At 71.9% G+C, this 23,807-nt stretch carries 25 protein-coding genes and 2 pseudogenes; 15 read left to right on the top strand and 12 right to left on the bottom strand.

Annotated elements, in window-relative coordinates; all coding sequences use genetic code 11:
- Positions 1-5 precede the first annotated feature (5 nt).
- From ABZ267_RS21320 to ABZ267_RS21350, 7 genes are all read left to right on the top strand, one after another.
- Positions 6-1,193 (top strand): SRPBCC family protein, encoded by a 1,188-nt coding sequence (locus ABZ267_RS21320; protein ID WP_356747402.1) that lies wholly within the window; start codon positions 6-8, stop codon positions 1,191-1,193.
- Complete coding sequence (locus ABZ267_RS21325; RefSeq protein ID WP_356747404.1) at positions 1,190-1,567, top strand: gas vesicle protein; 378 nt, start codon at positions 1,190-1,192, stop codon at positions 1,565-1,567. Before ABZ267_RS21320 ends, ABZ267_RS21325 begins: the two co-directional genes overlap by 4 nt.
- A complete protein-coding gene (locus tag ABZ267_RS21330; protein ID WP_356747406.1) occupies positions 1,564-2,379 on the top strand; it encodes a GvpL/GvpF family gas vesicle protein in 816 nt (271 codons plus the stop codon). Before ABZ267_RS21325 ends, ABZ267_RS21330 begins: the two co-directional genes overlap by 4 nt.
- Positions 2,380-2,385: 6 nt before the next feature.
- Positions 2,386-2,616 (top strand): gas vesicle protein, encoded by a 231-nt coding sequence (locus ABZ267_RS21335; RefSeq protein ID WP_356747856.1) that lies wholly within the window; start codon positions 2,386-2,388, stop codon positions 2,614-2,616.
- Between the two features lie 32 nt (positions 2,617-2,648).
- Entirely contained in the window at positions 2,649-2,966 is a 318-nt protein-coding gene (locus ABZ267_RS21340) for a gas vesicle protein K (protein ID WP_356747408.1), read from the top strand.
- A 108-nt stretch (positions 2,967-3,074) separates the two neighbouring features.
- Positions 3,075-3,551 carry an Asp23/Gls24 family envelope stress response protein gene (locus ABZ267_RS21345; protein WP_356747857.1) on the top strand — a complete coding sequence of 159 codons (477 nt, stop codon included), beginning with the start codon at positions 3,075-3,077 and terminating at the stop codon, positions 3,549-3,551.
- Between the two features lie 107 nt (positions 3,552-3,658).
- Positions 3,659-4,072, top strand: coding sequence for a DUF4259 domain-containing protein (locus tag ABZ267_RS21350; protein ID WP_356747410.1), 414 nt, complete (start codon positions 3,659-3,661; stop codon positions 4,070-4,072).
- A gap of 13 nt (positions 4,073-4,085) precedes the next feature.
- Here ABZ267_RS21350 and ABZ267_RS21355 read toward each other — a convergent pair whose 3' ends face one another.
- From ABZ267_RS21355 to ABZ267_RS21395, 9 genes and pseudogenes are all read right to left on the bottom strand, one after another.
- Positions 4,086-4,592, bottom strand: a complete 507-nt coding sequence (locus tag ABZ267_RS21355; protein ID WP_356747412.1) for a DinB family protein — start codon at positions 4,590-4,592, stop codon at positions 4,086-4,088.
- Positions 4,593-4,627: 35 nt separating this feature from the next.
- Positions 4,628-4,714 (bottom strand): annotated as a pseudogene (locus ABZ267_RS21360) (Uma2 family endonuclease); the annotation flags it as partial.
- Between the two features lie 161 nt (positions 4,715-4,875).
- On the bottom strand, positions 4,876-5,994 hold the full coding sequence (gene serC / locus ABZ267_RS21365; RefSeq protein ID WP_356747414.1) for a phosphoserine transaminase: 1,119 nt from the start codon (positions 5,992-5,994) through the stop codon (positions 4,876-4,878).
- Positions 5,995-6,091: 97 nt separating this feature from the next.
- Positions 6,092-7,321: a cytochrome P450 gene (locus ABZ267_RS21370; RefSeq protein WP_356747417.1), complete on the bottom strand. Its 1,230-nt coding sequence runs from the start codon at positions 7,319-7,321 to the stop codon at positions 6,092-6,094.
- Positions 7,318-8,580 (bottom strand): cytochrome P450, encoded by a 1,263-nt coding sequence (locus ABZ267_RS21375; protein WP_356747419.1) that lies wholly within the window; start codon positions 8,578-8,580, stop codon positions 7,318-7,320. Before ABZ267_RS21375 ends, ABZ267_RS21370 begins: the two co-directional genes overlap by 4 nt.
- A complete protein-coding gene (locus tag ABZ267_RS21380; protein WP_356747421.1) occupies positions 8,577-9,236 on the bottom strand; it encodes an ATP/GTP-binding protein in 660 nt (219 codons plus the stop codon). The genes ABZ267_RS21375 and ABZ267_RS21380 overlap by 4 nt, the downstream gene beginning before the upstream one ends.
- Positions 9,217-9,588 carry a DUF742 domain-containing protein gene (locus ABZ267_RS21385; protein ID WP_356747423.1) on the bottom strand — a complete coding sequence of 124 codons (372 nt, stop codon included), beginning with the start codon at positions 9,586-9,588 and terminating at the stop codon, positions 9,217-9,219. Before ABZ267_RS21385 ends, ABZ267_RS21380 begins: the two co-directional genes overlap by 20 nt.
- A complete protein-coding gene (locus ABZ267_RS21390) occupies positions 9,585-10,007 on the bottom strand; it encodes a roadblock/LC7 domain-containing protein (RefSeq protein ID WP_053559945.1) in 423 nt (140 codons plus the stop codon). The genes ABZ267_RS21385 and ABZ267_RS21390 overlap by 4 nt, the downstream gene beginning before the upstream one ends.
- Positions 10,004-11,533: an ATP-binding protein gene (locus ABZ267_RS21395; RefSeq protein WP_356747425.1), complete on the bottom strand. Its 1,530-nt coding sequence runs from the start codon at positions 11,531-11,533 to the stop codon at positions 10,004-10,006. Before ABZ267_RS21395 ends, ABZ267_RS21390 begins: the two co-directional genes overlap by 4 nt.
- A gap of 242 nt (positions 11,534-11,775) precedes the next feature.
- Between ABZ267_RS21395 and ABZ267_RS21400 the strand changes: the two genes are divergently transcribed.
- From ABZ267_RS21400 to ABZ267_RS21415, 4 genes are all read left to right on the top strand, one after another.
- The gene (locus ABZ267_RS21400; RefSeq protein WP_356747427.1) at positions 11,776-14,610 is read left to right on the top strand and encodes an FAD-binding and (Fe-S)-binding domain-containing protein; all 2,835 of its coding nucleotides are present in this window, start codon (positions 11,776-11,778) and stop codon (positions 14,608-14,610) included.
- A 75-nt stretch (positions 14,611-14,685) separates the two neighbouring features.
- The gene (gene cpt, locus ABZ267_RS21405; RefSeq protein WP_356747859.1) at positions 14,686-15,207 is read left to right on the top strand and encodes a chloramphenicol phosphotransferase CPT; all 522 of its coding nucleotides are present in this window, start codon (positions 14,686-14,688) and stop codon (positions 15,205-15,207) included.
- Between the two features lie 206 nt (positions 15,208-15,413).
- Complete coding sequence (locus ABZ267_RS21410; RefSeq protein ID WP_356747429.1) at positions 15,414-15,875, top strand: hypothetical protein; 462 nt, start codon at positions 15,414-15,416, stop codon at positions 15,873-15,875.
- Between the two features lie 120 nt (positions 15,876-15,995).
- Entirely contained in the window at positions 15,996-16,193 is a 198-nt protein-coding gene (locus ABZ267_RS21415; protein WP_356747431.1) for a hypothetical protein, read from the top strand.
- Between the two features lie 60 nt (positions 16,194-16,253).
- On the opposite strand, the gene ABZ267_RS21420 is transcribed toward ABZ267_RS21415, so the two are convergent.
- Complete coding sequence (locus ABZ267_RS21420; protein ID WP_356747433.1) at positions 16,254-17,171, bottom strand: LysR family transcriptional regulator; 918 nt, start codon at positions 17,169-17,171, stop codon at positions 16,254-16,256.
- A 140-nt stretch (positions 17,172-17,311) separates the two neighbouring features.
- Between ABZ267_RS21420 and ABZ267_RS21425 the strand changes: the two genes are divergently transcribed.
- Entirely contained in the window at positions 17,312-18,271 is a 960-nt protein-coding gene (locus tag ABZ267_RS21425) for an EamA family transporter (RefSeq protein WP_356747435.1), read from the top strand.
- 6 nt (positions 18,272-18,277) lie between these two features.
- Here the strand turns inward: ABZ267_RS21425 and ABZ267_RS21430 are convergent.
- Together ABZ267_RS21430 and ABZ267_RS21435 are read right to left on the bottom strand one after the other, a co-directional pair.
- Positions 18,278-18,625, bottom strand: a pseudogene (locus tag ABZ267_RS21430) (VapC toxin family PIN domain ribonuclease); the annotation flags it as partial.
- 110 nt (positions 18,626-18,735) lie between these two features.
- Complete coding sequence (locus ABZ267_RS21435; protein ID WP_356747437.1) at positions 18,736-19,449, bottom strand: NUDIX domain-containing protein; 714 nt, start codon at positions 19,447-19,449, stop codon at positions 18,736-18,738.
- 141 nt (positions 19,450-19,590) lie between these two features.
- On the opposite strand from ABZ267_RS21435, the gene ABZ267_RS21440 reads away from it, so the two are divergent.
- The 3 genes from ABZ267_RS21440 to ABZ267_RS21450 are packed head-to-tail and all read left to right on the top strand — an operon-like array spanning position 19,591 to position 23,773.
- Positions 19,591-20,421 (top strand): TIGR03084 family metal-binding protein, encoded by an 831-nt coding sequence (locus ABZ267_RS21440; RefSeq protein ID WP_356747438.1) that lies wholly within the window; start codon positions 19,591-19,593, stop codon positions 20,419-20,421.
- The gene (locus ABZ267_RS21445) at positions 20,418-22,178 is read left to right on the top strand and encodes an acyclic terpene utilization AtuA family protein (protein ID WP_356747440.1); all 1,761 of its coding nucleotides are present in this window, start codon (positions 20,418-20,420) and stop codon (positions 22,176-22,178) included. The genes ABZ267_RS21440 and ABZ267_RS21445 overlap by 4 nt, the downstream gene beginning before the upstream one ends.
- On the top strand, positions 22,175-23,773 hold the full coding sequence (locus ABZ267_RS21450) for a carboxyl transferase domain-containing protein (protein ID WP_356747442.1): 1,599 nt from the start codon (positions 22,175-22,177) through the stop codon (positions 23,771-23,773). The genes ABZ267_RS21445 and ABZ267_RS21450 overlap by 4 nt, the downstream gene beginning before the upstream one ends.
- Positions 23,774-23,807: the final 34 nt, after the last annotated feature.

Here is a 23,807-nt window from a genome sequence, read left to right on the forward strand (position 1 = left end):
CAGTCATGGCAACGACCGAGAAGGACGAATCCGAGGCTCCGCAGGAGTCGGGTGTCGACCGCATCAAGGAAGAACTGTCGAAGTTCGCCAGTGCCCAGGTCCAGCAGCTCGCCGAGAAGGCGGGCGGCAAACTCAAGGACCTGACCGGCCAGTTGAGCGACAGTGCCGAGAACGGCGGCTCGCTCCCCGCCATCGCCTCGCGCGTGCTCCAGGGCGAATCCCCGGCCAAGGCCTTCATGTCGGAGAAGGCCAAGGGTGCCAAGGACGCGGTGATGGACAAGGCGAAAGGCCTCTTCGGCGGTGGTGGTGACGGCGACGGAGGCGGAGGCGACGGCGGTGGGAAGGGCAACCGCAAGGCCGGCGGTGGAAAGTTCATGAACATCGTCGAGGTGATGGACGTCGGCGTACCGGTCCGTACCGCCTATGACGCCTGGACGCAGTACGAGGAGTTCAGCGGCTTCATGAAGGGCGTCCAGAGCGTCTCGAAGGGCGAGGACGAGGAGACCGACTGGAAGGTCAAGGTCGGCCCCTCCACCCGCAGCTTCAAGGCCACGGTGCAGGAGCAGGTGCCGGACGACCGGATCGTCTGGACGTCCGAGGGCGCCAAGGGCAGCACACGCGGCGCCATCAGCTTCCACGAGCTGGCCCCGAACCTGACGCGCATCGTGCTGGTCCTGGAGTACTACCCGTCCGGATTCTTCGAGAAGACCGGCAACCTCTGGCGCGCCCAAGGCCGCCGCGTACGGCTGGACTTCAAGCACTTCCACCGGTACGTGACCCTCACCGAGGAGGAGCCCGAGGGGTGGCGCGGCGAGATCCGCGACGGCGAGGTCGTGGAAACCCACGAGGAGGCCGTCGAACGCGAGGAGTCGGAGGAGGCCGAGGGGGCCGAGGACGGCGAGGAGGAGCCCGAGGAGGAGGCGGGCGAGGACGAGGAGCCTGAAGAGGAAGAAGAGGAAGAGGACTACGACGAGGACGGCGAGGGCGAGGAGGACGAGGAACCGGAAGAAGAAGACGAAGAGGAAGAGGAGCCTGAGGACGAAGAGGAAGAGGAAGAGGAAGAGGAAGAGCCCAAGGACGAGGAAGAGGACGAGGAAGAGGAGGACGAAGACGAGCCCGAGGAGCCGCCCTCTCCCAAGCGCGCCAGTCCCAAGCGCGCGAGCCGCAGGCGCCGGTCGGAGGCCTCGCGGTGACCGATCTCGACTTCCGCCAGGCGGGTCAGCCGGCCAACGGCCCGCACACCACCAACCTCGCCGACATTCTCGAACGCGTCCTGGACAAGGGCATCGTCATCGCCGGGGACATCAAGATCGACCTCCTCGACATCGAGCTCCTCACCATCCGGCTCCGCCTCTTCGTGGCATCCGTCGACACCGCGAAGAAGGCGGGCATCGACTGGTGGGAGACGGATCCGGCCCTCAGCTCCAAGGCGTCCCGCAACGCCTTGGAGGACGAGAACCGGGAGCTGCGTGAACGCCTGCGGGCACTCGAACCGGCCACGGACGAGGCCGGCGCCTCGGACCCGTACCGGAACAGGGACGAGAGCAAGGAGACCGGCCGGCGATGACGCACCCCATCTCCCAGGAACAGGGTCAGGCGCCGGGCGCCGGTGTCACGTACGTGTTCGCCGTCTGCCGCGGCACCCGCGCCACGAACACGGCGGACGTCACCGGGCTCGCCGGTATGCCCGGCGGCGCGACGGTCCGGCTGCTGCCGTCCGGGCCGTTGACCGCCGTGGTCCAGACCGTTCCGGCCGCCGACTTCACGGACGAGGTGTGGCAGGCGCGGCTCTCCGACCGGCAGGAGATCGAGCGGTACGCGCGAGCGCACCACCAGGTCGTCTCCGCCGCTGCCGTCCACGGCCCCGCCGTACCGCTGCCTCTCGCCACGCTCTACCACGACGACGACCGGGCCCGCCGCGCGCTCGACGACGAGGCGCACCGTTTCCACAGCGTGTTGAAGCGGATCGCGCACCACGCCGAGTGGGGCGTGAAGGTGTACGAGCCGGCGGCCGTGGCGGAGGAGAAGGAGCCCGTGCCTGCCGGAGGCGCCCCGGCTTCCGGTGCCGGGCTCGCCTATCTGAACCGGAAACGCGGGCTCCAGGAGCGTCGGGAGCGCCGCCGAGAACAGGCGCTGTCCGTAGCGGAGACGGTGGACGCCGAGCTCCGTGACCTGGCGGCCGCGTCGCGCCGGCTCCGTACGCATGGCGCCGTACCGGGCGGTGACGGCCGGGTGCACGTGCTCAACGCGGCCTACCTCGTGGCCGAGCAGCGGGCCGACGAACTGGCCGAGCGTGTACGGAGGTTGGGTGAGGGGACCGGGACGCGGATCGAGCTGACCGGGCCGTGGGCGCCGTACTCCTTCGTCGGGGAGGTGTGAGGCGTGGTGGCGGAGCGCGAGGTGGTGCCGTGGGACGACCCGGAGCCGTTGAGCGGGCCGATCGGGGTGCCGCTGGTGGACCTGCTGGACCGGGTTCTGGCGACCGGTGTCGTCGTCAGCGGAGACCTGGTGATCGCCATCGCCGACGTACCGCTCGTACGGGTGTCGCTGCACGCGCTGCTGTCGTCGGTCAGCGAACGGGTTCCGGCGCCGTGGGCCGACGGCGGCCCGCTGTGACGGGCCTGGGCAGGGACGCATCAGGCTGGGGCATGGACGGATCGGGCCGGGGCGCGGACACCTCGGGCCGAAGCCCGGGTTCGCGGGTCGATCTGGACTCCGAGCAGATGGGCCGGGACCTGGTGGCCCTGGTCCTGACCGTGGTGGAGCTGCTCCGGCAGCTGATGGAGCGCCAGGCGATCCGCCGCGTCGAACAGGGTGACCTCAGCGACGAGCAGGTCGAGGAGATCGGGACCACGCTCATGCTGCTCGACCAGCGGATGAAGGAGCTGTGCGACCAGCACGGCGTTCGTCCGGAGGACCTGAATCTGGACCTCGGCCCGCTCGGGACGCTGTTGCCTCGCGACTGAGGCCCGGTACCTCGAATGGCGGATGGTCGCGGCCGGGCGGAGAGTGGATGAGGGGGCCCGTACGGGTGGGAAGAAGCGCCCGTGGCAACCACATTCTGTGAGGCGGACATGGTCGACATCGATCCTCGGAGCGGAAACCAGGCGTCCAGCGACAGGAGTGCGGAAGGCGGAGTACGCGGTAGGACCACCATCGCCGACGGCGTCGTGGCCACCATCGCGGGCATCGCGATCCGTGAGACGGACGGCGTTCATTCCGTGGGCAAGGGCGCCTCGAAGGCACTGGGCGCCGTGACGGGCCGGGTCTCCGGAGCGTCGAGCAGCGGACGGACCGTGAAGGTCGAGGTGGGCGAGAAAGAGACGGCGATCGACGTCGACGTCGAGGTGGAGTACGGCGTTCCGATCCATGAGCTGGCCGGCCGGATCCGTACGCACGCCGTCGACGCCGTGGAGACGATGACCGGACTGAAGGTCGTCGAGATCAACATCAACGTCTTCGACGTGCACATCCCGGACGACGACGACGACGAGGACGAGGACGGCTCGGACGGCGGCGGTTCCCGAGGCGGGGGTTCCCGGGTGAGGTGAGCCCGGCCCGGGCCCGGGGCCCGGGCCGGGCCCGGCCGATTGTCAGTGGTGGCTGTGAAGATGGGGACATCGACGCAGAACACTGCGGAGTACTGGAGGGGGACCCCATGGGCGCCTGGGACATCGGCCACTTCGACAACGACACCGCGGCGGACTTCGGCGGGCGCGTGGACGCCGCCGAGCCGGCGAAGAAGGCGGACGTGCTCCGGGCCGTCCTGACCGCCGCCGCCGGCACCGCGCCGCAGGACTACCTCGACAGCGGCGAGGAGGCGGTGGCGGCCGCCGCCCTGGTCGCCGCCCAGTGCCCCGGCGGTGAGCCCGTCACCACCGCGTACGGTCCGAAGAACGCCCTGCCCCCGCTCCCGGCCGACCTGCGCCCGCTGGCGGTCCGTGCCCTCGACCGCCTCACCGGCGCGAACGCGGAGCCGTTGGACCTGTGGGCCGATGCCGGGGCGGAGAAGGAGTGGCTGGCGGGGATAGCCGCCCTGCGCGCGGTGCTGGCGGCGGCACCGGTGGAGTGAGGACGGGGCTCGGTCACTCCGTGCCCGGGTGGCGGCCCACCGCGCCGTCGATCAGCTCGCGCACGATGTCCATGTGGCCGGCGTGCCGGACCGTGTCCTCCAGCATGTGGATGAGCACCCACCGCATCGACACGACCCGCCCGTCCCACGAGGTGCCCGTCGTCTCCAGGTCCGTTTCCCGGATCGCGGCGTCGGCGGCCGCGCGGGCGCGGGTGTAGAAGGCGAGGATGTCGGCGGCGCCGTCGTCAGGCCCGGCCGCCATGTCCTCGGTCGCCGGGTCGAACCAGAACGGCTCGGTCTCCCGGCCGAACGTCGAGCAGAACCAGCCGTACTCGACAGCCGCCAGATGCTTCACCAGCCCGAGCAGATTGGTCCCGGTCGGCGTCATCGACCGCCGCACCTGCTCGTCGTCCAGCCCCTCCAGCTTCCACAGCACCGCGTCACGGTGCAGGTCCAGGCTGGTGTGGAGGCTCTCCTTCTCGCTTCCGGTGTACGGGACGTGGGACACAGGGGAACTCATGGGCGCACCATAACGGCTGCACCGCGCACCCGTCCTCAGCGTTTCGGGCGGCCCGCCCGCACGATCTCGTCTACGTCCAGGGAGAGTTCCGCGCCGATGGAGGCGGGCAGCGGAGCCTCCTGGCGGGCGCGTACACCTCGGCCCATGGCCGCACGGGTGGTCGACTGCCGCTGCGGACATCGCGGGCCTCCTGCGAAGGGCCTGGTGCCGGAGACGGCCCGGCACCCCACGCGGGTGCCGGGCCGTCTCCATACAGCCGTACAGCCGTAGAAGAACCGAAGGACTACAGCTTCTCGATCACGTAGTCGATGCACGCCGTCAGCGCCTGCACGTCCGCCGGGTCGATCGCCGGGAACATCGCCACGCGCAGCTGGTTGCGGCCCAGCTTGCGGTACGGCTCGGTGTCGACGATGCCGTTGGCGCGGAGCACCTTGGCCACCGCCGCCGCGTCGATCTCGTCCGCGAAGTCGATCGTGCCGATGACCTGAGAGCGCTTCGCCGGGTCCGTGACGAACGGGGTCGCGTACTTGGACTCGTCGGCCCAGCCGTAGAGGTGGCCCGACGAAGCCGCCGTGCGGCCCGTCGTGAAGTCCAGGCCGCCCTGGGTGTTCATCCACTTCAGCTGCTCGTTCAGCAGGAACAGCGTGGACAGCGCCGGGGTGTTGTACGTCTGGTTTTTCAGCGAGTTGTCGATCGCCGTCGGCAGCGAGAAGAACTCCGGGATGTGCCGGCCCGAGGAGTGGATCCGGGCGGCGCGCTCCAGGGCGGCCGGCGAGAAGACGCCGATCCACAGGCCGCCGTCGGAGGCGAAGGACTTCTGCGGAGCGAAGTAGTAGACGTCGGACTCGGTGATGTCGACCGGCAGGCCGCCCGCGCCCGAGGTGGCGTCCACCAGGACGAGCGCGCCCTCGTCGGCGCCCGCGACGCGCTTGACCGGTGCCGCGACACCGGTGGAGGTCTCGTTGTGCGTGAAGGCGTAGACGTCGACGCCCGCCTCGGCCCGCGGGTCCGGGTGCGTGCCCGGGTCGGAGGCGATGACGGTGGGGTCGGACAGCCAGGGCGCGAGCTTCGCGGCCTTGGCGAACTTGGAGGAGAACTCACCGAAGTTCAGGTGCTGGGACTTCGCCTCGATCAGACCGTGCGTCGCGATGTCCCAGAAGGCGGTGGAGCCGCCGTTGCCGAGGATGACCTCGTAACCCTCCGGCAGGGAGAAGAGCGCGCGCACACCGTCGCGTACCTCGCCGACCAGGTTCTTGACCGGGGCCTGGCGATGGGACGTACCGAGGAGAGAGGTGCCGGTGGCGGCCAGCGCGTCGAGCGCCTCCGTCCGCACCTTGGAAGGACCGGCGCCGAAGCGTCCGTCTGCGGGCTTGATGTCAGCGGGAATCTGGATGTCGGCCACGAGTCGGAGCGTAGTCCCTCGGTGGCACGGCCCCGCAACCGTGTCCGTTCGATGAGACGTGGGCTCCGATCCGTGGACCCGCGTGGCGGAAAAACGTCTACGCGTCGTGGCCGAACGGGCAGCCCAGCTTCACCGGCAGCTCGTACAGGTCGTTCTGCGTCACGATCGGCTTGTTGCGCAGCTCGGCGGCCGGGACCGCCAGTTCCAGCTCCGGGAAGCGCTCGTAGAGGGCCGGCAGCGCGATGCCCGCCTCCAGGCGGGACAGGGCCGCGCCGGGGCAGACGTGCGGGCCGTGGCCGAAGGCGATGTGGCGGTTCGGGGTGCGGGTGGCGTCGAACTCGCCTGCCGTCGGGCCGTAGTTCTCCTCGTCCCGGCCCAGCGCGCCGAACGAGATGATCAGGCCCTCGCCCTTCGGCAGGATCTTGTCGCCGACCTCGATGTCCTCCGTGGCGAAGCGGATCAGGACGTGCGAGGTCGGCGTGTTCCAGCGCAGCGTCTCCTCGATCACGCCGTCCCAGCCGATCTCGCCGTTCAGGACCCGCTTGCGCTGCTCCGGGTGGGTCTGGAGCGCCTCGACCACGTTGACGATCAGGCTGATCGTGGTCTCGTGTCCGGCGGCGATGATCAGTTGCAGCGTGTTGACGATCTCCTCGTCGGTGAGGTGGTCACCGTTCTCCGAAGCCGCGATCAGCGCGCTGGTCAGGTCGTCGCCGGGGTTCGTCCGCTTGTCGTTGACGATCTTCGTGAAGAGCGCGCCGAGGTCCGCCATCATCTGCGGGACCTCCTCCGGCGGCGTCTGCGTCGAGAAGAACTTCTCGAACAGCTCCTTGAGCCGCGGATGGTCCGCCGCGTCCACACCCATCAGCTCGCTGATCACGTTCATCGGCAGCGGATAGGCGAACTCCGCCTTCAGGTCCACCGGCTCGCCGGCCGGATGGGCCGCCAGCCTCTCCAGGCTCGCGTTCGTCAACGCCTCGATCCCGGCCCGCAGCCGCTCCACCCGGCGCACTGTGAGCGCCTGCGCCACCAGCGTACGGAGACGGCGGTGGTCGGCCCCGTCGACCGTCAGCATCGAGCGGCCCGGGTTGGCCAGGCCGATCAGCGGCCAGTCCATCGGTATCTCGCCGCGCTGCCAGGCGCCCCACACGTTGATGTCCTTGACCACGCGGCTGTCGGTGAGCAGCGCGCGGGCCTCGGCGTGGCGGGTGACCGCGTACACGTGTACACCGCCCGGCAGCTCCACCTCCGCCAGCGGACCGGCGGCCCGCAGCGCGGCGCTCTCGCCGTCGAGGTCTCTGACGAAGGGGTCGAGCGCGATCCGGGTCATGCGGGGCCTCCGAGGCTTGCGGGTCTGCCGAGCGCGGGCGTGGGCGTGTACAGCACCGGCAGGTCCGTCAGCCCGCGCAGCCACGGCGACGGGCGGCGGGTGAGCTGCTCGGCGGGGACGGCGAGGTCCACGTCCGGCAGCCGGTCCAGCAGGACCTCGATGCCGGTACGGGCGATGACCTCGGCGGTCTCCTGGGCCGGGAACGGGCAGCGGTGCTCGCCGTGGCCGAAGGAGAGGAAGGCGTTGTTGCCGCCGGTCAGCGCCGAGCCGTGGGTCCTCACCTGCGGGTCGCCGTTGGCGGCGGCGATCCCCAGCAGCAGCAGGTCACCGGCGCGGACGTGGCGGCCGCCGAGGTGGGTGTCGCGAGTGGCCCAGCGGCCCGCCACGTTCTGCGTCGGCGTGTCCTCCCAGAGCACCTCGTTCATGGCCTCCGCGACGCTGTGCCGGCCGCCGGAGAGCGAGGCGGCGAACCGGTCGTCGGTGAGCATCAGCCGCAGCGAGTTGCCCATCCAGTCGGCCGTCGGCTGGTGGCCGGCCGCCATCATCACCATGAGGTCCTGGGCCACCTCCTCGTCGGTGAAGCCGCCGGCGTCCGCGATCATGCGGCTGGCCACGTCGTCACCGGGCTCGGCGTGCTTGTCGGCCAGCAGCTGGAACATCGACGCGCCCAGGTGCTGCTGTCCGGCCAGCGCCCGCTCCCGGCCGTCGATCATGTCGTTGATCGCGCCGACCAGCGGATACGCGTCCGCGTCGGAGAAACCGTAGATCCTGGCCAGGACCAGCGCCGGGAGCAGCTTGGCGTACTCCGCGATGATGTCGACCGCGCCCTTGGTGCAGAACCGGTCGATCAGCTCGTCCGCGAACTCCTCCGCGTACCGCTTCAACGAGAACGGGTCGACGCCTTCCAGCGCGTTGCTGATCATCATCGCGCGGACGCTGTGCCGCTCGCCGACGGTGTAGAGGATCGAGGGCTGCTTGCGGCCGATCATCGGCAGCAGCGGCCAGTCGTCCGGGATGCGGTCCCACTGGTTCCACAGGTCGGAGTCCCGGCTGAAGAGGACCGGGTCGCCGGTGACCTGGTGCAACTCGCGATAGCCGAGGACGAGCCAGGCGGGCACGTCGCCGTCCAGCACGACCGGTGCGACGGCGCCGTGGTCGCGCCGCATGTCCCGGTAGAGCTGGACGGGATCGCTCTGGAAGCGGGGCCCGGACAGCGGGACGGACCCGTGGGTGACGGGGCAGCCGGAGGTCGTGGTCACGGGGCGGGCTCCGGGGTCGGGGCGGCGGCCGCCAGTGCCGCTTCGGACACGGCCGCCTCGGCGGCGCTCAGGCGGGCGGCGGAGAGCGCGGCGAGGTGCTCGACGAGCGTGATGAGCACGTACTTGCTGGAGGACCGGTCGCGGGCGTCGCACTCCACCAGCGGCACGTCGTCCGCGAGGTCCAGCGCCTCGCGGATCTGCTGCTCGCTGTGGAGCGGCCCGCCGAAGTCGTTGCACGCCACGATGAACGGCGTGCCGTGGTGCTCCAGGCGGTCGATGGCGTACCAGGAGTCGGCCAGCCGGCGGGTGTCCACCAGGACGACCGCGCCGAGCGTGCCGGAGAACAGCCGGTCCCACAGGAACCAGAACCGCTCCTGTCCGGGCGCGCCGAAGAGGTACAGCACCGAGCGCGCGTCGAGCGTGATGCGGCCGAAGTCGAACGCCACGGTGGTGGACGTCTTGGCCTGTACGCCGTCGAGGTGGTCGACGGCCTCGCCCGCGCGGGTCATCGTCTCCTCCGTGTTGAGCGGACGGATCTCGCTCACGGATCGGACCATGGTGGTCTTGCCGACTCCGAAGCCGCCGACGACAACGATCTTGAGTCCGTTGTCGGTCGTCTCGCTCAGGGTGGCGCGGTCAGAGGTTGCGGAGTCCAACGAGCACCTGTTCCAGGATGTCGGGGTCGGGGAGCCGGTCCGCGACACGGGCGGTACGGGGGTGGCGGGCGCTGATCCGGCCGGTGTCCAGCAGGTCGCACAGCATGATGCGGACGATGCTGACCGGCAGGTTCAGGGTCGCGGAGATCTCGACGACGGCGGTCGGGCCCTGGCACATCCGCAGGATCGCGGTGTGCTCCGACTGCATGCCGGGGGCCGGGTCGCACTCGGCGACGACCAGGGTCACCAGGTCGAAGGCGGCCGAGTCGGAGCGGCTGCGTCCACCGGTGAGGGTGTACAGCCGGTCCGGATCGTCATCGCGGCCCGGACGCGGGCGGGGTGCCGTCGTCATACGGCCGAGCTCTCTGCCACGGGTGTGCGCGGCGGGGCGACGAGGTGTTCGCCGAGCTGTTCGACGAGCTCGCTCATGTTGTGGCCGACCAGGCCCACGTCGGAGTCCTCGTCGGCGACGACGGCGAGGTGGGCGCCGGCTCCGGCCTCGACGATGAACAGCACACCGCCGTAGAACTCGGCCATCGCGGAGCGTACGCCGCCGGTGCCGTCACCGAACTCGATGGACGCGCCGTGCGAGAGGCTCTGGATGCCGGCGGAGATCGCGGCCAGCTGGTCGGCCTGGTCGACCGAGAGCTCAGGAGTGCGGCACAGCTTGAGGCCGTCGCGGGACAGGACGAGGGCGTGGCGGGTGCCGGGCGTGCGGTCGAGCAGCCCCTCCAGCAGCCAGTTGAGCTTCTCGTCGGTGGTCGCGGTCATCGGGTGTTGCCTTCCGGGTGCGGGGAGTTGGCACGTACGGCCCGGCTGAAGGTGCTGAAGCGCGCAGCCTGGACCTTCGGGTCGGTGGTACGGGCCTGGGGGGTGTCGGCTCCGCCGTGGGTGGCGTGGCCGGTACGGGCTTCGGCGGCGGCCAGCGTGCGGCCGCGGCGGCGCTTGGGCAGGCCGCTGTCGCCGAACGCGGGGACGGTGCCGGTGGATTCGGACTCCGACTCCGTGGGCGTCGGCTCCTGAGCCGGGGCCGGCTCGGTCCCGCCGTCGGCGGTGGACCGGGCCGTGGGCGCGGTGTCGGAGGTGTCCGCGCCTTCGGCCGAGGCGTGCGAGGGCTCCGGCTCGGCGCTGGTGGCCTCGGGAAGCGCGGAGACGGGGCCCGGGGCCGGTGCGGTGGAGCGGGAGATGAGGTCCTGCGGGAGCATCATCAGCGCGCCGGTGCCGCCGCGCGCGGAGGGCCGGAAGGAGACGGTCAGGCCGTGTTTACGGGCCAGCCGGCCGACGACGGCGAGTCCGAGCCGGGTGCCGGAGAGGTTGGTGAGGTCCTGGTTCTCGGCGGAGACGGCCTTTTCCGCGCGGCGCAGCTGCACCTCGCTCATGACCAGGCCGCTGTCCTCGACGGTGATGACGATGCCCGCCGGGACCTCCTCCACGTAGACGTGGACCTCGGCGGTGGGCGGCGAGAAGTTGGCAGCGTTGTCGAGGAGTTCGGCGAGCGCGTGCATGACGCCTTCGGCCGCGTGGCCGGCGATCGCGACATCGCTGGTGGAGTGGAGGCGGACGCGCTGGTAGGAGCCGATGCGGCCCATCGCGCCGCGCAGGATCGACTCCATGACGATCGGCTTGGCCCAGCGGCGGCCGGACCGCGCTCCGGTCAGTACGGCGATGGAGTCCGCGAGCCGGCCCGCCTGGGCGGTGCGGTGGTCCAGGTAGAGCAGGTCGCCGAGCACGGACTCGTCGGTGTGCCGGTGCTCCATCTCCCGCAGGTCGGCCAGCATGCTGGTGGCCAGCGCCTGCATCCGGCCGGCCGCGTTGGCGCAGGCCGCGACGGCGGCGGACCGCTCGGTCTCGGCGCGGGTGGCGCGGGCGGTGAGGCGGTCGACGGTGACGGAGAGCCGGGAGCGCTCGGCGGCGGCCTCCGCGGCGATCCGCTCGTTCTCGGCGCGGGCCTCGGCCGCGACCCGGGCGGTCTCGGCGGAGGCGGCGGCCTTGATCCTGGCCGTCTCCGCGGTGAAGCGCTGGGCCTCGGCGGCGGAGGCGGAGACCAGGCGCGAGGTCTCGGAGGTGAACCGCTGGGTGTCGGCGGCCCGCAGGGAGCGCAGCGTGCGCGCGGTCCCCAGAGTGTGGACGGTGACGGCCACGCAGACGCTCAGCAGCACGGCGGCCGCACCCGCGCCCCAGGCCAGCGGGGTCCGTACCGCATCGGGAGCCGCGGCCACGGCCCACAGGGTCAGCGTGCCGGTGGCGGCTGCCGAGATCAGCAGGGCGAGTGCGGTGGGCCTGAATGAGGGGCGCAATCGGAGTCCTCGGTGGCGGACGGTGCGGACGAGGCAGAACCGTGCCGGTCGAATCCGGACAGTTCGCCACGGGTGCGGGCGATCATGTACAACTGGAGCTGTTAATTCCTGCTCAAGTCTTGGTCACTATAGGAGACTTGACGGTCTGTTTGGGAAGATCTTGTGGCCTTCTTTGAGCGGCTTGCGGGATTATGTCCGTCCACATCCCAAGAGTTCATCTGTACCGACGGCATCCTGAAGCCATGGCCGAACAGCATCGCCCGCATACCGGACCGTCTCCGGCTTTCGTCACGGCACTCCGCTCCGCCGTACGCGGCGAGAGCGATTTCGGCCCCACCGCCCGGGCCCTGACGACGATGGACGCCTCCAACTACCGCCGCGTCCCGCTCGGCGTCCTGGCACCGCGTGACGCCGAGGACATCGCGGCGGCGCTGACGGTCTGCCAGGAGTACGGCGTACCGGTCGTCCCGCGCGGCGGCGGCACGTCCATCGCGGGCCAGGCGACCGGAACGGGCCTCGTCCTGGACCTCACCCGCCACCTGCGTTCGATCCTCGCGCTGGACCCGGCCGCCCGCACCGCCACCGTCCAGCCCGGCGTCATCCTGGACGACCTGCGCGCCGCCGCCGCCCCGCACGGCCTCACCTTCGGCCCGGACCCGTCCACGCACAGCCGCTGCACGCTCGGCGGCATGATCGGCAACAACTCCTGCGGCGCGCACTCGGTGGCCTGGGGCACGACGGCGGACAACGTACGCGCGCTGGAGGTGGTGCGGTACGGAGGCGAGACGCTGCGGCTGGAGCAGGGGACCGGCTCAGGCCCCGCAGGCGTACGCGAACTCGTCGACGGCCACCTCGCGCTCCTCCGCACCGGCTGTCCCGGCCTCCCGCGCCGCATCTCCGGCTACGCGCTCGACGCCCTGCTCCCCGAACATCCCGGCGGTCCCGACCCCGTACGCGCGTTCTGCGGCAGCGAAGGGACGCTCGCCGTGGTCACCGAGGCGACTGTCCGCCTGGTCGAGGCCCCGCGCGCCCGCGCGCTCGCCGTCCTCGGGTACGCCGACGAGTCGGCGGCGGCCGAGGCGGCTCCGGGCCTCCTCCCGTACGGCCCGCTCACCGTGGAGGGCATGGCCGCCGACCTCGTACGCGAACCGGCCGGAATCCTGCCGCGCGGAGCCGCCTGGCTCTTCGTCGAGACGGGCGGTGACACGCCGGCGGAGGCCCGGGCGCACGCCGAGCGCGTCCTGCGGGCGGCCGACGCGGTGGACGGCACGGTGATCACCGACCTGGCCGGACAGCGGGCCCTGTGGCGCATCCGCGAGGACGCCGCCGGCACCTCGACCCGGATGCCCGACGGCAGTGAGGCGTGGCCCGGCTGGGAGGACTGCGCGGTCCCGCCCGCCCGGCTCGGCGCCTACCTCCGCGACTTCCGGACCCTGCTCGCCGCGCACGGCCTGCGCGGAACGCCGTACGGCCACTTCGGCGACGGCTGCATCCACGTACGCATCGACTTCGACCTCCTCACTCCGGCAGGCGTGTCAAAGTTCCGCCGCTTCTCCGAGGAGCTGGCCGGCCTCGTCGTCGCGCACGGAGGCTCGCTCAGCGGCGAACACGGCGACGGCCAGGCACGCGCGGAGCTGCTGCCACGGATGTACGGAGACGAACTCGTCGCGCTCTTCGGCGCGTTCAAGGACCTGTGGGACCCGGACGGCGGCCTGAACCCGGACATGCTCGTCCGCCCGGCGCCGCTCGACAGCAACCTCCGCTTCGACGTCCTGCCGAAGCGTCCGGTGGACGTGGCCTTCGGTTATCCGCAGGACGGCGGCGACTTCGCGGGCGCGGTGCGGCGGTGCGTCGGCGTCGCCAAGTGCCGTACGACCCAGGCGACGGGCGCGGGCGTCATGTGTCCGTCCTTCCGCGCGACCGGCGAGGAGGCGCACTCGACGCGGGGCCGGGCCCGGCTGCTGCACGAGATGCTCGCCGGCGAGGTGATCACGGACGGCTGGCGGAGCACGGAGGTCCGGGACGCGCTCGACCTCTGCCTCTCGTGCAAGGGCTGCCGCAGCGACTGCCCGGTAGGTGTCGACATGGCCACGTACAAGGCGGAGTTCCTGCACCACCACTACCGAGGCCGGCTCCGACCCGCCGCCCACTACGCGATGGGCCGCCTCCCACGCTGGCTGCGCCTGGCCGCACCTTTCGCCCGTCCGCTCAACGCACTCGCTGCGGTACGCCCGTTGGCTGCCCTCGCGAAACGGCTGGCCGGTATCGCGCCCGAGCGGACGATCCCGGTGCTGGCGACGGAGACGTACCGCCGGTGGCTGCGGGGCCGCCAAGGCAAGGAGACGCGGATCCTCTCGTCCGACCGGGTGGTGCGGGTCTGGGCGGACACCTTCACCGAGTACCTGTCGCCGCAGGTGGGCCGGGCGGCGGTCCGGGTGCTGGAGGAGGCGACGGGCCGTACGGTGCTGCCGCCGCCGAGCGGAGTGTGCTGCGGCCTGACCTACGTGTCGACCGGCCAGCTGGACGCGGCACGCCGGGTCATGCGCCGTACCTTGGACCGGCTCGACCCGCTTCCGGGCCAGCCGCTCGTCGTCCTCGAACCGAGCTGCGCCGCCACCCTCCGTACCGACCTGCCCGAACTCCTCCCGGACGACCCGCGCGCCGCCGAACTGGCCGCCTCGGTGAGGACGTTCGCGCAGTACCTGGAGGAGTACGCGGCCGACTGGACCCCGCCACGCCTGGACCGTCCGGCCGTCGGCCAGACCCACTGCCACCAGCACGCGGTCCTCGGCGACGCGGCGGAGCGGCGGCTGCGCGAGCGGATGGGGCTGACCGGCGAGCTGAGCGGCGGGTGCTGCGGCCTGGCCGGGAACTTCGGCTTCGAGAAAGGCCACTGGGAGGTGTCCGTTGCGTGTGCGGAGGAGCAACTTCTGCCTGCGGTAAGGAGTTCGGAGCCGGGTGCGGAGCTGCTGGCGGACGGGTTCTCCTGCCGTACGCAACTGGACCAGCTGGCCGGACGCCGGGCCCGTCACCTGGCGGAGGTGATCGCGGAAGAGATGGAGGACGGCCGCCCCTGAAACGCGTTGGCCGTGGCTCCGGGCGCTTGTACGGTGACGCGCGTGAAGACCCGAGAAAGCGTGTCGAAGACTCGAGTGATCCTGCTCAACGGAGGTTCCAGCTCCGGCAAGTCCGGGATCGTCCGGTGTCTGCAGGCCGTCCTGCCGGACCCGTGGCTCGCGCTCGGGACCGACACGATGGTCGACGCGATGCCCGCCGCTCTCCAGGCCTCGGAAGCCGGGATCACGTTCGGCCCGGACGGCGGTGTGGGCATCGGGCCGGAGTTCCGGGAGCTGGAGGACGCCTGGACCGAAGGCGTCGCCGCGATGGCCCGCGCGGGCGCCCGGATCATCGTCGACGAGGTGTTCCTGAGTGGCGCGGCGGGCCAGCGGCGGTGGCGTGAACGGCTGTGCGGGCTAGGCGTGTTGTGGGTCGGTGTGCGGTGTGAGAGCGAGGTCGCGGCGGGCCGGGAGATCGCGCGTGGCGACCGGGTCGTGGGCATGGCGGCGGCGCAGGCGGAGCTCGTCCACCGCGGCGTGGTCTACGACGTGGAGGTCGACACCACGCGTACCGAATCGCTGGTCTGCGCGCGGACGATCGCCGCCCGCGTGAGGTGAGAGCCGGGGCTCGGAAGAGTGCGCGCCAGCATCGAGCCGTTTGCAGTGATCGTCGTTGTTCGCAAGGGGGAACGTCGTGGAAGACGGTGGCAAGCGGCGGCGGAGGAGGTGGGTGGTCCTCGGTGCGGTCCTGGCCGGGGCGGTGCTCATATCCGGCGTCGGGCTCCGGGCGACGGACAGCGGGGCCGGGCTTCCTCGGTGAGCGCATGCTCCGCACGTCCGGCTCGGAGCGGACGTCCACCGAATCAGCTGCTCCCGGCTCCGGCGGGAGGACGGCGACCTGCACGGTCTCGGTGGCGTCCTCAGGTTCGAACGACTCCTCCGGCCGGTCGAACGGCTTTCACGACCGACTGACACTCACCTACGGCCCGGTGCCCGAGGCCCTGGAGAAGCGGCGTGAGTGGATCGACCGCCACTTCAGCGGCTCGGCCTCGCCGCTGCCGGACGCGCTCGACGGGCTGGTCGCGAGCGACCGGGCGATGCTGATCCTGCCCGAGGCGTGCGATGCGGCCGGCCGGCCGTCGGCGGTGACGCTGTGGGGCGAGAGCTGGAGCGACGGCGCCGAGGGCAGGCGCGCGATGCCGCTGAGCATCGCCTCGCTGCCCGACGTCTCCGTCGGCGGTGCCGCGCGGACCTGCGAGGCGGGCGGCCTCCACCCGCCGGGCTAGCTGCGGCTGACCACGGTCGTCGACCCGGCGCCGGCCCGGATCTTCGCCCACGACGCGGGAAACGGCGGCACCCGGCTGGAGCGAGCGAAGACCGGCCCGCCGGGGTTCGGCTCGATCGATGTGACGCGCGGCGTCCACCTCGCGCAGTGCCAGACCGGTGAGGAGGCGTTCGTGGTCGAGCGGACGCAGTCGGTCAGCAGCGAGAAGGGGAAGGGGCCGAACCTGGTCCGGGCCCTGCTGCCGACGTACGTGGCGGCCGGGGCCGAGCGCATCGGCTGCGGCCCGGTCCGGCTGACGCTGCCGGAGGTCCTGGAGTAGCTCTGCGGGTGCGGGTCGGAGGCCTTGGAGCAGCCTCCGTACGGCACGGAGCCCGCGGCCTCATCCTCGCGCCACGATCTCCCGGGCCAGCTCCGCCAGCTTCGGCAGGGCCGGGTGGCCCGGGCCGTCTCGGCGGGCGAGGAGGACCGGGATGCCCGGCGCGTCGTCGAGGGGGACGTAGGCGACGCCCGGGTGCGGGTGCATGGCGGAGGTGGAGGCGGCCGAGACTCCGTTGCCGCGGCCTGCGGCGATGGCGGTCAGCCAGTCGTCGGTGTTGGCGACGGTGAGCGTGGCGGCGGGCCGGGCGTGCGGCGGCCAGAGGCCGGGGGTCGTGGTGCCGGAGACGGTGTTCAGGACGACGGGGCCGCCGGCGAGGTCGGCGAGGCGCAGCGACGTCACCGAGGCGAGCGGGCCGTCCGCCGTCACCGCCGCCACCCGGGCCTCGGTGAACAGCACCTCCGTGACGAGCCCCGGCGCCTCCACCGGTCCGCGCAGCAGTGCCGCGTCGACCTCGCCGCGGGTGAGCCCGGCGGTGCGGTCGTCGATCCGGAGCAGCTCCAGCGGGGTGTCCGGATGGCGTTCCTGCCAGGTGCGCAGGAGCGGTGTGGTGTACGGGCCGAAGGCCGACCAGGCGTGCCCGAGCCGCAGCGGCCAGTGGTGCAGCCGCCCGGTGTCGAGCGCCTCGTCGAAGGCGGCGACGGCTGCGGCGGCCTTGTCGCGGAAGGCGACGCCTTCGGGAGTGAGGGCCAGGTGGTGGGTGGAGCGGTCGACGAGCCGGATGCCGAGGTGGCGCTCCAGCGCGGCGAGGGTGCGGGAGACGGCGGGCTGGGTGAGGCCGAGGTGCGCGGCGGCCCGGGTGACGTTGCCTTCCTCGGCGACGGCGAGGAAGGCCCGCAGATGGCGGAGTTCGACGGCGCGGGTGGCGGGTGCGGGGCGGCCGGGGTCCGCCGCGGGTCCTCCGCCTTCCGGGTGGCTCATGGGACGCGCCTCCTTCGGTTCATGCGTTTGGAGCATAACGGGAGCCCAGAAGGCATTTCACGGGACGCGCGCGGGTCTCTACCGTGGGTGGGCGTGGGACGTGACGCCCGCCCACTCCTCGTACCTCCGGAAGGCCGCCCGTGAACGTCCAGCCCAGCGCTTCGGAGCCGGCCGCCGCCGCGGCCGTCGCCGTACCCGAGGCGGCACCCGCTCTGGACACGGCCGGCCGGAAGGACTCCGGTCCCGGGAAGGGCACGGCGCTGGTGCCGGTCGTGCTGGTGGTCGCCGGTGGTCTCTCCGTCCAGTTCGGCTCGGCGGTCGCGGCGCTGCTGATGCCGAAGGCGGGCGCGCTGGGCGTCGTCACGCTGCGGCTGGCGGCGGCCGCGCTGATCCTGCTGGTGGTGTGCCGGCCGAAGCTACGCGGCCACTCGCGCGCGGACTGGGGCACGGTGGTCGCCTTCGGCGTCGCGATGGGCGGCATGAACACGCTGTTCTACCAGGCGCTGGACCGGATCCCGCTCGGCATCGCCGTCACCTTGGAGGTGCTCGGCCCGCTCGCGCTGTCCGTCTTCGCCTCGCGCCGCCTGGTCAACGTGGTGTGGGCCGGGCTCGCGCTGGTCGGCGTGGTGCTGCTCGGTGGCGGAGGCTTCGACCGCCTGGACCCGGTCGGGGCGGCGTACGCGCTGGGGGCCGGGGTGATGTGGGCGGCGTACATCGTGTTCAGCGCCCGCACCGGCCGCCGCTTCCCGCAGGCGGACGGGCTGGCGCTGGCGATGGTGGTGGCGGCGGTCCTCTCGCTGCCGCTCGGCATCTGGGAGTCCGGCGCGAAGCTCACGGTCCCGTCCACGCTGGCGCTCGGCGCGGCGGTGGCGGTCCTCAGCTCGGTCCTCCCGTACACCCTGGAACTCATGGCCCTGCGCCGCCTGCCCGCCTCCACGTTCGCGGTGATGATGAGCCTGGAACCGGCGATCGCGGCGGCCGCGGGCTTCCTCATCCTCAACCAGGCCCTCTCCACCACGGACGCCCTCGCCATCGCGCTGGTCATCGGCGCGAGCATGGGCGCGGTACGCAGCCAGGCGCGGGCGCGGCGCAAGGAGTGAACAGCTGTCGGCGGGCAGGATCCGGAAGGCGTCCAGCCCCTGCGTGAGCGGGGCCATGGCCCGGAAGTCGCGCTGGTCCAGGGTGAAGATGCGGTCGGTCCGATAGCGGTCGGCGAGCACCACCCCGACCGCGTCGGCCAGATCCAGCCGCAGTCCTTCGTACTTCCGCCGGACTTCCTGGGCGGTACGCAGGTCGGCGAGCTTGAGCTCGGCGAGGCGGTACTGACCGTCGTCCATGCGGGAGTTCAGCGCCTCCATCACCTGCATCGCCGCCGGGAAGCCGAGGTCGCGATGGACCAGGTGATCCAGTTCGGTGACGACCAGCGGCGAGATGGCCGGCCTCTCGTTCTCCAGGCCCTCGTCGTCCTCGCAACCGGCCCTGGACGCGACGGTGAACCGCACGGCCCGTCCCGTCTGACTGGGCGCGACGGTGTACCGCACGGCCGGTCCCGTCGGCCGGCGCCTCACCACCGGCACGGCCGGCCCAGCTCGGTGATGGAGTCGGCCAGTTCGGCCGGCCGCTCCGGCCATCCCGTGCGGTGCCAGTGCTCGATGCGCCAGGACAGCCGCCGGGGCCACAGCGCGGTTGTGGGCAGGTGCTCCACCGGTATCCAGACCGGTGTGCCGCCGTAGTTGTCCAGCGTCTCCGGCGGCCCGACCTCGCCGGTGGCGGTCACGACGAAGTAGTGCTCGTGCCGGCCGGCCTTCCAGACGCGGGCCACCTCGGGCCCGACGGTTCCGGCGAGACCGGTCTCCTCGTCCAGCTCGCGTAGCACGGCCGTCTCCGGCGTCTCGCCGGCCTCGACACCGCCGCCGGGAATCTCGTAGTACGCCGTGCCGTCCTCCTCGAAGCGGATCAGCAGCATGGCCCCGTCACGGATGACGATCGCACCGGCCCGCACCCGTACCGGCGGAACGGTCGCAGGATCGTCCAGGGTCACCGGACCCGGCGGTCCGCCGCCTTCCGCCCAGGCGCGCAGCACCGCCTCCGCCGTGCCGGACGGCCGGATCCGCGCGTGCAGGGCCTCCGCGAGGGAGAGAGCGACATGCTGGGCGTCGGCGGTGCCGGAGCGGGCGTCCGGAAAGGCGTGGTACGCGCCTTCGGCGTCGTGGCGGAGCTCCAGGATCAGCTTGTCGGCGTCGAACCGGACGGTCACCAGGCGGTTTTCGGCAGTCATCGACGGAGGCTAACGCGCACGGCGGCCGGTCCGGAGCCGGAATCCCTCATGGAGGTGAGAAAATCATGCAAGCGTGCTTGATTGTTTCCTGGGCCGCTGCCATGCTCCTGGGCACCACACCCGGTCCCGAGGGGAGCGCACGTGTCCGCTGTCGTAGCCGTGATCGACGATCTGCGCGAGGAGAGCGAGGAACTCGACGCGCTGGTCGCGGCGTTGGAGACCGAGCGGTGGCGCGGTCCGACGCCCGCCGAGCGGTGGACCGTCGCCCACCAGATCGCGCACCTGGCCTGGACCGACGAGGTCGCGCTGCTGGCCGCCACCGAGCCGGACCGGTTCGGCGACGAGGTGGCCAAGGCGCTCGCCGCTCCGGAGTCCTTCGTCGACGAGGCCGCCGACGCCTTGGTCGCCGCCCACGCTCCGGACGCCCTGCTCGCGCGGTGGCGGGACGGGCGGCAACGGCTCGGCAAGGTGCTGCGGGACGCACCGGAAGGGACCCGGATCCCTTGGTACGGCCCGCCGATGGGCGTCGCCTCCATGGCCACCGCCCGGCTCATGGAGACCTGGGCCCACGGCCAGGACATCGCCGACGCCGTAGGGGTCACCCGCACTCCCACCGCCAGGCTGCGGCATGTGGCGCGCATCGGCGTGCGCGCGCGGAACTACGCCTACGCGGTACGTGGCCTCGAAGCGCCTCAGGAGGAGTTCCGCGTCGAACTGCACGCACCCGGAGATGAGTTGATCGCCTACGGTCCCGAAGGTGCGGCCCAGCGCGTCACCGGTCCGCTCCTCGACTTCTGCCTCCTGGTCACCCAGCGCGCCCACCGCGCCGACCTCGCGGTCACCGCCGAAGGCCGCGACGCCGACCAGTGGCTCTCCATCGCGCAGGCCTTCGCCGGACCGCCGGGACCGGGCCGCCTGCCTCGCGCCGAGCAAGCCGTACGCGCCGAGCAAGCCGCACGAGGTGACCGGTGACCGCTCCCGTCCCGGCCTCCGGCCCCACCGCCGCCCCTGCCTCCGTCCTCCGTATCGGCAACGCCTCCGGCTTCTACGGCGACCGCTTCGACGCCGTACGCGAGATGCTCACCGGAGGCCCTCTCGACGTCCTCACCGGCGACTACCTGGCCGAGCTGACCATGCTCATCCTCGGCCGCAGCCGCCTCAAGGACCCGGAGAAGGGCTACGCCACCACCTTCCTGCGCCAGCTGGAGGAGGGCCTCGGCCTGGCGCATGAGCGTGGCGTGCGGATCGTCGCCAACGCGGGCGGCCTGAATCCGGCCGGACTCGCGGACGCCGTAAGGGAGTTGGCGGCCAAAGTAGGCGTCCCGGTCACCGTCGCCCATGTCGAAGGCGACAGCCTGCCCGTGCCGGAGGGCTTCCTCACCGCCAACGCCTACCTCGGCGGCGCCGGGATCGCCGCCTGCCTGCGGGCCGGTGCCGACATCGTGGTCACCGGCCGGGTCACCGACGCGGCCCTCGTCACCGGCCCGGCCGCCGCCCACTTCGGCTGGGGCCCGGACGACCTGGACGCGCTGGCGGGAGCGGTGGTCGCCGGTCACGTCCTGGAGTGCGGTACGCAGGCGACCGGCGGGAACTACGCCTTCTTCGGCAGGCACGACGTGCGCCGGCCCGGCTTCCCGCTCGCCGAGATCCACGCCGACGGATCCTCCGTGATCACCAAGCACGCCGGTACGGGAGGCGTCGTCGACGTCGGCACGGTCACCGCCCAACTCCTCTACGAGACCGGCGGAGCCCGATACGCCGGACCCGACGTCACCGCGCGCCTCGACACCGTACGGCTCACCTCCGACGGCCCGGACCGGGTCCGCGTCGACGGCGTACGCGGCGAGGCCCCGCCGCCCACGCTCAAGGCCGGGCTCACACGGCTCGGCGGCTGGCGCAACGAGGTCGTCTTCGTCCTCACCGGCCTGGACACCGAGGCCAAGGCGGACCTGGTGAAGGAGCAGTTCGCCGAGGCCCTGGAGCGCGGCGGCGGGCGCCCGCCGGCCGAGGTGCGCTGGGAGCTGGCCCGTACCGGCCATCCCGACGCCGACACCGAGGAGCGGGCCAGTGCGCTGCTCCGGCTCACCGTCCGCGACCAGGACGCCGACGCGGTGGGCCGGACCGTCTCCGGAGCCGCCGTCGAACTGGCCCTCGGCAGCTACCCGGGTTTCCACGTCACCGCTCCGCCCGGAAAAGGCGCGCCGTACGGAGTGTTCGAGGCGATCCACGTACCGGCACAGGAGGTCGAGCACACCGCCGTGCTGCCGGACGGAAGCCGCGTCACCATCGCACCGCCGCGTCGGACAAGGGAGTTGGCCGACGCCGACATTCCACCGCTGCCCGACCCGTATCCCTCCGGCCGCCCCATCCGCCGCGCGCCGCTCGGGCTCATCGCCGGTGCCCGCAGCGGCGACAAGGGCGGCGACGCCAACGTCGGTGTCTGGGTGCGGGACGACGACGCGTGGCGGTGGCTGGCGCACGAGCTGACCGTCGAACGCTTTCGTCAACTCCTGCCGGAGATAGTCGGCTTGACCGTCGTACGCCATGTCCTGCCCAACCTGCGCGCGCTGAACTTCATCGTGCACGGCCTCCTGGGAGAGGGCGTTGCGTCGCAGGCCCGGTTCGATCCGCAGGCCAAGGCGGTGGGGGAGTGGCTGCGGTCGCGGTGGCTGCCGATCCCGGTGGCTCTGCTGGACGACGCCGACCCCGTACCGGAGGTGACCGCATGACCGTCCTGCCCACCGCGCTCGACACCAACAGCCTTGAGTACACGGCGAATCGGGCCGCACTGCTGGAGAAGCTCACCGCGCTGGAGGCCGAACACGCCAAGGCGCTCGCGGGCGGCGGCGAGAAGTACGTGACCCGCCACCGCAAGCGCGGCAAGCTCCCGGCGCGTGAGCGGATCGAGCTGCTCGTCGATCCGGACACACCGTTCCTGGAGCTGTCACCGCTGGCGGCCTGGGGCAGCGATTACGCGGTCGGTGCCTCGCTGATCACCGGGATCGGCGTGGTGGAGGGCGTCGAGTGCCTGATCACCGCCAACGATCCGACCGTACGCGGCGGAGCGTCGAACCCGTGGACGCTGAAGAAGGCCCTGCGCGCCAACGAGATCGCCTTCGCCAACCGGCTGCCGTGCATCAGCCTGGTGGAGTCCGGCGGCGCCGACCTGCCGTCGCAGAAGGAGATCTTCATCCCGGGCGGAGCGCTGTTCCGGGACATCACGAGGCTCTCGGCCGCCGGAATCCCCACCGTGGCCGTGGTGTTCGGCAACTCGACCGCCGGAGGCGCGTACGTCCCCGGCATGTCCGACCACGCCGTGATGATCCGCGAGCGCTCCAAGGTCTTCCTCGGCGGACCACCGCTGGTGAAGATGGCGACCGGCGAGGAGAGCGACGACGAGTCCCTCGGCGGCGCCGAGATGCACGCCCGTACGTCCGGCCTCGCCGACCACTTCGCCGTCGACGAGCAGGACGCGATCCGCCAGGCCCGACGCATCGTGGCCCGCTTCAACTGGCGTAAGACGCAGGCAGATCCGGAGTTCGCCGAGCCGCCGAAGTACGACGAGGAGGAGCTGCTCGGGATCGTGCCGGGCGATCTGAAGGTGCCGTTCGACCCGCGCGAGGTGATCGCGCGGCTGGTCGACGGCTCGGACTTCGACGCGTTCAAGCCGCTGTACGGGACGAGCCTGGTGACGGGCTGGGCGCGGCTGCACGGCTATCCGGTCGGGATCCTCGCCAACGCGCAAGGCGTGCTGTTCAGCGAGGAGTCGCAGAAGGCCGCGCAGTTCATCCAGCTCGCCAACCAGCGCGACATTCCGCTGCTCTTCCTCCACAACACCACCGGCTACATGGTCGGCAAGGAGTACGAGCAGGGCGGCATCATCAAGCACGGCGCGATGATGATCAACGCGGTCGCGAACTCCAAGGTCCCGCACCTGTCGGTCCTGATGGGCGCCTCGTACGGGGCCGGGCACTACGGAATGTGCGGGCGCGCCTACGACCCGCGCTTCCTCTTCGCCTGGCCGAGCAGCAAGTCCGCCGTCATGGGGCCGCAGCAGCTCGCGGGGGTCCTCTCCATCGTCGCCCGCGCGTCGGCCGCCGCGAAGGGGATGCCGTACGACGACGAGGCGGACGCCGGACTGCGCGCCATGGTGGAGCAGCAGATCGAGGCGGAGTCGCTGCCGATGTTCCTGTCCGGGCGGCTGTACGACGACGGGGTCATCGACCCGCGCGACACCCGGACCGTCCTAGGGATGTGCCTGTCCGCGATCCACACCGCACCGGTCGAAGGCGCCCGTGGCGGCTTCGGCGTCTTCCGGATGTGACCCGCGCATGACGAATCTTCCGGATGTGAGGCCC

The organism is Streptomyces sp. NPDC006174 (genome assembly GCF_040614075.1).
In the GTDB taxonomy this organism is placed as follows: domain Bacteria; phylum Actinomycetota; class Actinomycetes; order Streptomycetales; family Streptomycetaceae; genus Streptomyces.